Origin of the sequence: Kitasatospora aureofaciens (assembly GCF_001188955.3) — a bacterium.
In the GTDB taxonomy this organism is placed as follows: domain Bacteria; phylum Actinomycetota; class Actinomycetes; order Streptomycetales; family Streptomycetaceae; genus Kitasatospora; species Kitasatospora aureofaciens.
In genome coordinates, this window is the sequence record NZ_JPRF03000045.1 from 1 (window position 1) to 10,583 (window position 10,583).

Annotated in this window: 8 protein-coding genes; all 8 read left to right on the forward strand. The window is 74.0% G+C overall.

The features are described from left to right. The first annotated feature begins 167 nt into the window (after nt 1–167). The gene (locus HS99_RS28185; protein WP_063737949.1) at nt 168–1,940 is read left to right on the forward strand and encodes an iron-containing redox enzyme family protein; all 1,773 of its coding nucleotides are present in this window, start codon (nt 168–170) and stop codon (nt 1,938–1,940) included. 10 nt (nt 1,941–1,950) lie between these two features. After that, complete coding sequence (locus HS99_RS28190) at nt 1,951–3,129, forward strand: acyl-CoA dehydrogenase family protein (RefSeq protein ID WP_030279081.1); 1,179 nt, start codon at nt 1,951–1,953, stop codon at nt 3,127–3,129. Between the two features lie 25 nt (nt 3,130–3,154). Beyond that, entirely contained in the window at nt 3,155–4,279 is a 1,125-nt protein-coding gene (locus HS99_RS28195) for a cytochrome P450 (protein WP_030557411.1), read from the forward strand. A gap of 84 nt (nt 4,280–4,363) precedes the next feature. Beyond that, a complete protein-coding gene (locus HS99_RS28200; RefSeq protein ID WP_030597010.1) occupies nt 4,364–5,422 on the forward strand; it encodes a saccharopine dehydrogenase in 1,059 nt (352 codons plus the stop codon). After that, nucleotides 5,415–6,599: a saccharopine dehydrogenase family protein gene (locus HS99_RS28205; RefSeq protein ID WP_046386198.1), complete on the forward strand. Its 1,185-nt coding sequence runs from the start codon at nt 5,415–5,417 to the stop codon at nt 6,597–6,599. The genes HS99_RS28200 and HS99_RS28205 overlap by 8 nt, the downstream gene beginning before the upstream one ends. Beyond that, nucleotides 6,596–7,912 carry an ATP-grasp domain-containing protein gene (locus HS99_RS28210; RefSeq protein WP_030557414.1) on the forward strand — a complete coding sequence of 439 codons (1,317 nt, stop codon included), beginning with the start codon at nt 6,596–6,598 and terminating at the stop codon, nt 7,910–7,912. Before HS99_RS28205 ends, HS99_RS28210 begins: the two co-directional genes overlap by 4 nt. Beyond that, nucleotides 7,902–9,161: an MFS transporter gene (locus tag HS99_RS28215; RefSeq protein WP_030597005.1), complete on the forward strand. Its 1,260-nt coding sequence runs from the start codon at nt 7,902–7,904 to the stop codon at nt 9,159–9,161. The genes HS99_RS28210 and HS99_RS28215 overlap by 11 nt, the downstream gene beginning before the upstream one ends. Nucleotides 9,162–9,262: 101 nt before the next feature. Next, complete coding sequence (locus HS99_RS28220; protein WP_030279070.1) at nt 9,263–10,579, forward strand: lysine N(6)-hydroxylase/L-ornithine N(5)-oxygenase family protein; 1,317 nt, start codon at nt 9,263–9,265, stop codon at nt 10,577–10,579. The last annotated feature ends 4 nt before the right edge of the window (nt 10,580–10,583 follow it).

Below are 10,583 nucleotides of genomic sequence, written 5' to 3' on the forward strand. Positions count from 1 at the left end.
CCGTCCTGGTGTGACGGCTCCGGGCTTCCGGTCCCGGGTTTTCGGTTCCGGGTTTTCCGATCTCGGGGGGGAGGGCCTCGGTCGCGCTGCGCGGCCGGGCCCCGGTCGCGCTGCTGGCCGGCTGCTGGCTGGACACCGTCTCGCAGCCCGCCACCCAGCCCGCCCTGGTGGTGAACCGGCTCTACGCCCAGTACTTCGCGCTCAAGGGCGGGGGCCGCCCGCAGCACTCCGTGCCGCAGCGGCGCCGCCGCGCGCTGGAGGACGCCGGGGTGCTGCTGCCGCAGCCGGAGGAGGCGGATTTCCTCGTCCGGGCCCGGGCCCGCCCGTTGGCCGCCCTGCACGGCGCCTTCCTGCTGGCCCTGTCCCGGCTGCCCGCCGCCTTCCTGCCGGAGGTGGTCGGCGTCCAGTACGCCTTCCACGCGCTCGGCCTGGACGACCTGCTGAACGGCACCGAGCCGACGCTCGCGGTCGACGAGCTGCTCGCCGAGTACCTGGAGCTGACCGAACGGTCGGACACCGGGGCGCAGGACCGGCGGCGACTGGCCGCGGCGGTCCGGCTGGTGGTGCGGATCGAGCGCGAGCAGCTCGCCCTGCTGGCCGAACTGGTCTCCCACCGGGCCGGGTTGTCGGTGGACGCGCGGGCCGCCGAGATCGTCGAGCGGCACCGCCCGTTCGCCGGACGCCAGCACAAGAACGTCAAGATCGGCGGCAAGCTGCTCTCCGAGACCTTCGCCGACCCGCAGTTCGACCTCGACGCCTTCATGGCCGAGTTCCGCGCCTCCCGCCAGCTGCGCCCGCTGCGGAGCGGCGGCTGCCCGTTCACCCGGGCGGTCAAGTTCGGCGGCCCGATGTTCGGCATCTTCGACGAGGCCGAGGCCGCGGTCTTCAAGGAGTGGGCCGAGTCGGTCGCCGCCGGCGAGCCGGCCGGTGCTCCGCTGCGGCCCGACACCAGCGGCGACGAGCAGGCCGCGCACTGGCAGCGGGCCGTGCTCGCCACCGCCCCGCCGGACGTGCGGTTCGCCGAGGCGTCCCCGGCCGACGACCGCGAGTTCTTCCACCGGCTGGTCAACATCGAGCAGTTCCCCAACACCCTGCCGCTGGCCGCGCGGACCGCCGAAGAGGGCCTGGAACGGGCCGAACTGCTCTTCCGCCACGGCGCCGGCGGCCGGTACACCGACGCCAGCTGGTTCGACTACACCGCCGAGGCGCTGCTGGAGCGGGTGGACCGGATCTACTGGGACAAGCTGGTCGGCCCGTACCGCGCACTCCAGGAGGTGCCGGACCGCGACGAGGTGATCTTCCACCAGAAGACCCTCGCCCTCGGCAGCCTGATCGACGGCACCTGGGCCTACCGGATCGGCAACCACGGCCGCTACCACCGGCAGAGCGACGCGATGCTGTTCTCGATCTACGCCGACGAGATGGGCCGCGGCGAGCTCGCCAAGAACCACATCACGCTGATCCGCCAGGTGCTGGCCAGCATGGACGTCCGGCTGCCGCACATCCGCTCGGCGGAGTTCCTGGACCAGGGCGAACTGCCGGACGAGCTCTACCGGTTCTCGATCCACCAGATCTGCCTGGCGCTGTTCCCGGACCGGCTGCACAGCGAGATCCTCGGCTACAACCTCGGGATCGAGATGTTCGGGCTCGGCGAGATGCGCCTGCACGAGGTGCAGAAGCTGCGCCGCCACAACCTGGACACCGCCTACGAGGAAGCGCACCTGTCGATCGACAACTTCTCGGCCGGCCACGCCCGCCAGTCCGCCGAGATCATCGTTTCCCACCTGGACGGGGTGCGCCGGGAGGCGGGCGAGGCGGCCGTGCGGCGCGAGTGGCGCCGGATCTGGCGCGGCTACGCCTCCTTCGCCTGGTTCGTGGAGCACCAGCTGGTCAACTCGCTGGCCACCGAGGCCGACACCGCCGACGACCTGGTCATCTGAGGAGCCCGCCGTGACCCCCAACGCCTTCGACCCGGAGATCCTCCGGCTGCCCTTCTACACCGACGAGCACCGCGACCGCGCCCAGCGGCTGGGCCGGTGGTGCGAGGAGCGGGCCGCGCTCTGGACCGAACTGCGCACCGACGGCCCCGACAAGGCCGTGCGCCGGGCGCTGGCCGCGCTCGGCGAGGCCGGCTGGCTGGCCTTCCTGGACGACGAGGAGCCCGGCACCGACGGCGACTACCGCTCGGTGTGCCTGGCCCGCGAGGCGCTCGCCTACGCCGAGGACCTGGCCGACTTCGCCTTCGCGATCCAGGTGCTCTCGGCCACCCCGATCCTGCGGTACGGCAGTCCCGAGCAGCGGCGGCGCTACCTGCCGGGCCTGGCGGCCGGCACCCTGGCCGGTGCCTTCGCGGTCTCCGAGGAGCAGTCCGGCTCGGACGTCGCCGCGGTGGCGCTGACCGCCGAGCGGGACGGCGAGGAGTACGTGCTCAACGGCGGCAAGGCGTGGATCGCCAACGGAACGGTGGCGGACGTGGTCTGCGTGATCGCCCGGACGGGCGAGGGACCGGGGCCGCTGGGGCTGACCGCCTTCCTGGTCCCCGGTGACACCCCGGGCCTGCGGGTGCGCGAGCCGATCGACGCGATCGCGCCCCGTCCGTTCGCCCACCTGGCGTTCGAGGACTGCCGGGTGCCCGCCGACGCGGTGCTCGGCCGGCCCGGGCGTGGCTTCGTGGTGGCGATGGACCTGCTGGAGCGGGCCCGGATGACGGTGGGCGCGGCCGCGCTCGGCTTCGCCCGGCGGGCCGCCGACGCGGCCCAGGCACGGGCCCGGCAGCGCGCCATCTACGGCGGGGTGCTGTTCGACCTGCCCACGGTCAAGTTCGACCTGGCTGCCATGGAGGTCGAGTTGAACGCGTCCGCGCTGCTGGTCGGGCGGGCCGCCTGGGAGCTGGACCGGGGGCACCGGGGGTTCGGCAAGCACTCCAGCATCGCCAAGCTGCAGGCCACCGAGGCGGCGCAGCGGATCGTCGACCGGTGCGTGCAGCTGCACGGCGCCGCCGGGCTGGTCGCCGACAGCCTGCCCGAACGCCTGTACCGGCAGATCCGGGCGCTGCGTGTCTACGAGGGCGCCTCGGAGGTTCAACAGCTGACCATCGCCGGTGCGCTGGACGCGCGCCGGGCCCGCTGACGTCCCGTCAAGGAGCAGAGCTTCCATGCAGACCCCGACGAACCCGGTCGAGGCCGTCCGGCACCCCGACCCGTACCCGTACTACGCGCGGCTGACCGCGGAACGTCCGTTCGGCTGGGACGAGCGGCTGCAGGCCTGGGTGGCCGCCGACGCCGCCTCGGTCACCGCCGCGCTGTCGGCCGCCGAACTGCGGGTCCGCCCGCCGGGCGAGCCGGTGCCGACCGGGCTGCTCGGCACCGCTGCCGGCGCGGTCTTCGGCGACCTGGTCCGGATGACCGACGGCCCGGACCAGCAGCGCCTCAAGCAGGTGGTGCTGGACGCGCTCGGCGAGGCCGAGCCGGCCGAGGCGGGCAAGCTGGCCGCCGAGCGGACCCGGCAGAGCCTGGAGCGGGCCGGCGGCCCCGGCTTCGAGGAGCTGATGTTCCAGGTGCCGGCCCGCGTGGTGGCCGCGCTGTGCGGCCTGGACGCCGGGCTGGAGCCGGAGGCGGCGCGACTGGTGGGGGACTTCGTGCAGTGCATCCCCGCCGGTGCCACGGCGGAGCAGCAGCGGGCGGCCGCGGAGGCCGCGGCGCGGCTGCGGGAGCTGCTCGGGCCGGGCCTGACCGGTGCCGAGCCGACCGGGCTGCTGGCCGCCCTGGTCCGGGCGGCCGGTCGGCGGGACTGGCCGCGGACGGCGCCGCTGCTGGCCAACGCCGTGGGCTTCCTCTCGCAGACCTACGACGCGACGGCCGGTCTGATCGGCAACTCGCTGCTGGCGCTGCGCGAGCAGCCGGCCGGCGACCTCGCCGCGCTGGCCCGCGAGGTGGCCCGGCACGACGCGCCGATCCAGAACACCCGCCGGTTCGCGGCCGAGCCCTGGCGGTTCGGCGCGGCGACCGTGCAGCCCGGACAGGCCGTGCTGGTGGTACTCGCCGCCGCCAACCGCGACCCCGCGGCCAATCCCGACCCGCACGCCTTCGACCCCGCCCGCCCCGCGCCCAGCTGCTTCACCTTCGGCGCCGGCCCGCACCGCTGCCCGGGCGCCGACCTCGCGGTGGCGATCACCGCGGGCGTCCTGGACGAACTGCTGGCGCACGGCTTCGAGGCGGCCGCGCTGCCCGCCGGGCCGAGCTACCGGGCCCTGGCGAACGCGCGCATCCCGCTGCTCTGAGCAGCCCCGTCCGACTTCGGCCCAGCCGCATTCGACTGGCACCGCCCTACCCCCGCACGACCACATCCAGGAAGGACGAGATCGATGGCAGAGCAGCCGCGGCTGTGGATCCGGCACGAGGTGCGCGCCAGCGAGCGCCGGGCCCCGCTGGTGCCGCAGGACGCACGCCGGCTGGTGGAGCTGGGATTCCACCTGACCGTGGAGGAGTCCCCGCAGCGGGTGTACCCGCTGGACGAGTACCTGGCCGCCGGCTGCCAGGGAGCCGAGGCCGGCTCCTGGACCGAGGCCCCCGAACCGGCGTACGTCCTCGGGCTCAAGGAGCTCCCGGACCTGCCCGAGCAGCTGATTCACCGTCATATCTTCTTCGGGCACGCCTACAAGGGCCAGCAGGGCAGTCGTGAGCTGCTCGCCAGGTTCGCCCGCGGCGGCGGCGAGCTGCTCGACCTGGAGTACCTGGTGGACGACACCGGGCGCCGGCTGGCCGCCTTCGGCTACTGGGCCGGCTATGTGGGTGCGGCGCTCGGCGTGCTGCAGGCCCGCGGTCGGCTCACCGCCCCGCTGTGCCCGCTGTCCAAGGGCGAGCTGGACCGGCGGCTGCGCGATTCGATGCGCGCCGGCGCCCCGGACGCGCTGGTGATCGGCGCGCTCGGCCGCTGCGGGCGCGGCGCGGTGGACGCGCTGGAGGTGGCCGGGCTGGCCGCCACCTGCTGGGACCAGGAGGAGACCCGCGAACTGGACCGCGCCGCGCTGCTCCACCACGACCTGCTGGTCAACACCGTGCTGACGTCCCGTCCGATTCCGCCGTTCCTGCGCCCCGCCGACCTCCCGGTCGCCGACCGGCGGCTGAGCCTGGTGGTCGACGTGACCTGCGACGTCACCTCCGACCTCAACGTGCTGCCGGTCTACCGCGCCGTCACCGACTGGTCCGAGCCGGTGCGCCGCCTGCACCAGGACCCGCCGCTCGACCTGATCGCCATCGACAACCTGCCCTCGCTGCTGCCGGCCGAGGCCAGCCGGGCCTTCTCCGCGGAACTGGTCGCCCAGCTGCGCACCCTGGCCGACCCGGCCGCGCCCTGGCGGCACTGCCGGGCCGACTTCCGGGCCGCCTGCCGCCGACACGAACTGGAGGCCGTCCATGTCTGAGCCGTCCGTGACCGACCTCTCGACCGCGATACGCACGGTGCACTGGATCGGCACCGGGCTCTCCACCGGCCGCAGCGGCCTGGAGCTGCTGCTGGAGCACGGTGCCCGCGTGGTGCTCTGGGGCCGGACCGCGGCCAAGGCCGAACAGTGCCTCGCGGCCCGCGGCCTGGCCGGCCGGGCCGGGGCCCGCGCCTTCGACACGGCGGCCCTGGCCGCCGCGCTGGCCCCCGGCGACGTGCTGGTGTCGATGCTCCCGGCGGCCCACCACCCCGAGCTGCTGCGCCTCGCGCTGGCGCACGGTGCCCACTTCGCCTGCTCCAGCTACGTCTCGCCGGAGCTGGCCGAACTGGCGGCCACGGCCGAGCGGACCGTGGTGCTCACCGAGGCGGGCCTGGACCCGGGCATCGACCACCTGATGGCCCATCGCCTGGTCGAACTCGGCCGCACCGCCGCCGGGGAGGCCGCCTGCACCGCCGACTTCACCTCCTACTGCGGCGGACTGCCCGCCGAGCTCAACGAGTTCCGCTACCGCTTCAGCTGGGCCCCGCTCGGTGTGCTCAACGCGCTGCGCTCGCCGGCCCGCTACCTGCGCGACTGGCAGGTGCGCACCGCGCCGCGCCCCTGGCAGGCGACCACCGAGTACCCGGTGGCCGGCGAGCAGTTCGAGGTGTACCCCAACCGCGACAGCCTGCCCTTCGCCGAGCAGTACGACTTCCCGCCGCAGTGGCGCAAGCGCTCCTTCGTCCGCGGCACGCTGCGCCCGGCCGGCTGGCGGGCCGCCTGGTCCGAGGTCTTCGCCACCGTGGAGTCCGGCGACGACGGGCGGATCGCGGCACTGGCGGGCGAGTTGGCCGAGCGCCACCCGATGCGCGAGACGGACCGCGACCGCGTGGTGCTCGCCGTGGCACTGGACCTGAGCTGGACCGACGGCGCCTGGTCGGGGAACTGCCTGCTTGACCTGCGCGGCGACGAGCGGGAGAGCGCCATGGCCCTGCTGGTCTCGCTGCCGTTGGCGTACGGCATCACCCGGATCCTCGACGGCGCGCTGGCCCCGGGCCTGCACCGGGCCGCCGAGGACGCCCGGAAGGCCGAACAGTGGCTGGACTTCCTGGCCGCGCGCGGCATCACCACCGAGCTGCGCACCACCGAAAGCACGACGCGAGGAGCACTGCTGTGACCGATCGACGACCACCGGCCTTCGTCCTGACCGGAGCCTTCTGGGTGGTCTGCCGCAATCCGCGCTACCTGCAGGAGCTGGCCGCCCGCGGGCTGAAGATCCTGCTGATCACCCCGCGCGGCTGGCGCGAGCGCGCGCTGGCCGCCCAGGCCGACCCGACCGGGCCGGCCGCCATGATCGACGAGATCGCCTTCGTGGACGGTGAGCTGAACCAGGACGGCTCGTTCACCGCAGGCGTGCTGGCACGGGCCGCCGACTGGCGGGCGCGCTACCGGATCGTCGGCGCCTACGCGGTGGGCGAGACCCTGGTGGAGCCCACCGGGCTGCTGGCCGACGCGCTGGGCCTGCCCGGCCCGGGCCTGCGGGCCACCCGGGTCTGCCGCTCCAAGCCGCTGCAGCGCTGGTACCTGCCGGAGTTCGCGCCGCCCGGCGCGGTGCTGCCGGCGGCCGAGCGGGCCGCCTTCGAACCGGCCTCGGTCGAATACCCCGTGGTGCTCAAGCCCGCTGCCCGACACTCCAGTTCGGGTGTGGTGACGGTCGGCGACGAGCAGGTGCTGGCCGCGCGGCTGGCCGACTACCCGGAGCACGAGACGCTGCTGGTGGAGCAGAAGGTGGTCGGCCAGGAGTACTCGGTGGAGAGCCTGGTGCAGGAGGGCAAGGTGGTCTTCGCCTCGGTCACCCGCAAGACCACCACCGAGTCGCACGCGGCCACCTTCGTCGAGCTGTCGCACTCGGTGCCGAGCGCGCCGGAGCCGGTGGACCGGGCGCTGCTGGAGGCCAACGCCACCATGCTGGCGGCGCTCGACTTCGGCAGCGGGATAGCCCACGCCGAGTGGCGGGTGGACGCCGCCGGCCGCCCGGTGCTGATGGAGGTGGCCGCCCGCACCCCGGGCGACGGCCTGCTGGCCCTCTACCGGTTGGCCACCGGGGAGCCGCTGGAACCGGAGATCGTCCGGCTGGCGCTGGGCGAACCGGCCGACTACCCCGAGCCGCGCCGCTGGACCCGGCAGGTCTACCTGGAGCACCGGGAGGGGGTCCTGGACGACGTCCGGGTGGACTGGCCCGGCGTCCGGCCGGTCTGGCTGGGCGAGGCCGGGATCTGGCCGGACCCGCCAGTCGGCGGCCCCGACGGGCCGGGGGAGCTGCGCGCGGTGCTGGTGCTCAAGGAGCGCGGCAGCCGGCTCGGCCCGCTGGAGAGCTCCGAGGACCGCGCGGTCTGCTTCCTGATCGACGCCCCGTCACCCGAGGAGCTGGACGCGCTGGAGCAGCGGGTGCGCGCGGCGGTGGCGATCGAGGTGCGCGATGTCGACTGACACCGTCCGCCCGGAGCCGGCTGCGCAGGTGCAGACGGTGGCCGAACCGGCGCCGGCCCGGGTGACCGTCTGGGCCACCTTCCGGGACGCGCCGCTCGCGGTGAAGACCGTGCTGGCCGGCGTGCTGGTCAACCGGCTGAGCGGCTTCCTCAACGTCTTCCTGGTGCTCTTCCTCGGCTCGAAGGGCTACTCCGAACCGGAGACCGTGCTGGCACTGGGCGTGTACGGCGGTGGCGCCGTGCTCGGCGTACTGGTCGGCGGCTCCCTCGCGGACCGGCTGGGCGTGCGCAACGCCACCGTGGCCAGCATGGGCGCGACCGCGGTGCTCACGGCGGCCCTGCTCTACCTGCCCGGGTACGGCCTGCTGATGGCGGCGGTCGGCCTGGCCGGCCTCAGCGCGCAGGTCTTCCGGCCCGCCTCGGCCACGCTGCTCGCCGAACTCACGCCGGACGATCGGCAGGTGATGGTCTTCGCGATGTACCGCTTCGGCCTGAACCTGGGCGCCACCGCGGCCCCGCTGGTCGGCTTCTGGCTCTACCACGCGGGCCACGACCGGTACCTGCTGCTCTTCTGGGGCGAGGCGCTGATCGCGCTGGCCTACGCGGTTCTCGCACTGGCCACGCTGCCCGCCGCCACCCGCCGCAGTGCCACCGCGGCCGCGGCGCCGCAGGCCGGCGGCTACCGGGCCGTGCTGCGCGACCGCCGCTACCTGCGCTACCTGGCCGCCGCCTTCTGCCACGCCGTGGTCTACGTCCAGTACCTGTCCACCCTGCCGCTGTTCGTGCAGGACCGGCACCTTGCCATCGTCTGGTACACGGTCGCGGTCTCGCTCAACGGTGTCGTGGTGATCGCCTTCGAGCTGCTGGTCACCCGGCTCGCCCAGTCCTGGCCGGCGCGGATCACCATCGGCCTGGGGTTCGCCCTGGTCGGTGCCGGAGTGGCCTGCTACGCACTGCCGATCGGAGCGGCCGCGATCGTGCTGGGCACCCTGGTCTGGTCGATCGGCGAGATCATCGGCGGCCCCACGGTGTTCGCCTACCCCGGGACCGCCGGGCCGGAGCAGCTGAAGGGCCGCTACATCGGCAGCTTCCAGTTCGTGTTCGGCCTGGGCAGTGCGCTCGGTCCGATGCTGGGCGGCTGGCTGTTCATCCAGGCCGGCGTGCTGGTCTGGCCGCTGCTGGCGCTCGGTTCGCTGGCGGCCACCGTACTGGGCCTGGCCGCCGTTCGGCCCTCGCCCCGCGCGGGCTGACCCTCCCCCCCACCCGACTTCCCCGACGCCCCGTTGGGCGGGCAGTGCGCTGTGCCCGCTTCTCCACCTTCGTCGTCCGAGAACAAAGAGAGGCCCGCGACATGTCCCACACCCACCCCGCCGAGGCCCACTACACCTGCCTGGGTGTCGGCGCCGGCCCCGCCAACCTGAGCCTGGCCTCACTGCTGCACAGCGTGCCCGAGGTCAGCAACCTCTTCCTCGACCGCAAGGAGAAGTTCGGCTGGCACGACGGGCAGCAGATGCCCGGCTCCACCCTGCAGGTCTCGCTCTACAAGGACCTGGTCAGCCTGACCGACCCCACCAACCCGTTCTCCTTCCTCGCCTACCTGCACGAGCACGGCCGGATCTACCACTTCCTCAACGCCCAGTTCAGCGACGTGCCCCGGCAGGAGTTCCGCAACTACCTGGACTGGGCCAGCCGCCGCAACCCGAACGTGCGGTTCGGCGAGGAGGTGCGGGCGGTCGACTTCGACGGCGCGCGGTTCGTGGTGGACACCGACCGGCGCCGGCTGACCGCGGACAACCTGGTGCTCGGGGTGGGCAGCCGCCCGTGGGTGCCGCCGCAGGCCGCCGGGCTGATCGGCCCGACCCAGTTCCACGTCAGCGAGTTCCTGGACCGGGCCCAGCACCTGGGCGACAAGCGGGTCGCGGTGATCGGCGGCGGCCAGTCCGGCGCCGAGGCCTTCCTGGAGCTCATCTCGCGGTCGGGCAGCGAGCTGCCGCGCCGGGTCTCCTGGATCTCCCGCCGGCGCAACTACTTCCCGATCGACGACTCGCCCTTCACCAACGACTTCTACATGCCGGGCCACGCCGAGTACTTCTACCGGCTGGCGCCGGCGGCCCGGGAGCGGTTCAACGCCGAGCACAACCTGACCAGCGACGGGGTCTCCGAGGCCACCCTGCGCGAGATCTACCAGCGGATCTACGTCCACCGGTTCATCGAGGGCGCCGAGGACCTGGTGGCGCTGGCCCCCAACCGCACCATGGAGACGGTGCGGGCGGCCGAGGGCGGCGGCTGGACGGTCGAGGTGCGCCACAACGACCAGCGCCAGGGCACCGAGCGCTTCGACGCCGACGTGATCGTCTGGGCCACCGGTTTCCGCCCGGCCGCCACCGACTTCCTGGCCCCGATCGCCGACCGCCTGGAGCGCGAGGGTGAGGAACTGCGGATCGACCAGGACTACGCGGTCCGCTGGGACGGTCCGGCCGACCGGAACGTCTTCGTGCAGAACGCGGCCAAGCAGCAGCGCGGCCTGGCCGACCCCAACCTCAGCCTGAACGCCTGGCGCAGCCGCCGGATCGTCGACCGGATCCGCGGGCTGCGCAGCAACGAGCCGCTGGAGTCCTTCATCGACTGGTCCGCCAAGGTCGGGGCCGACGCCGGCTGGGGGGTGTGAGCGG

Coding starts and splice junctions, on each gene's coding strand:
- HS99_RS28195 (WP_030557411.1), top strand. CDS start 3,155: ATGCAGACCCCGACGAACCCGGTCGAGGCCGTCCGGCACCCCGACCCG.
- HS99_RS28215 (WP_030597005.1), top strand. CDS start 7,902: ATGTCGACTGACACCGTCCGCCCGGAGCCGGCTGCGCAGGTGCAGACG.
- HS99_RS28220 (WP_030279070.1), top strand. CDS start 9,263: ATGTCCCACACCCACCCCGCCGAGGCCCACTACACCTGCCTGGGTGTC.
- HS99_RS28200 (WP_030597010.1), top strand. CDS start 4,364: ATGGCAGAGCAGCCGCGGCTGTGGATCCGGCACGAGGTGCGCGCCAGC.
- HS99_RS28205 (WP_046386198.1), top strand. CDS start 5,415: ATGTCTGAGCCGTCCGTGACCGACCTCTCGACCGCGATACGCACGGTG.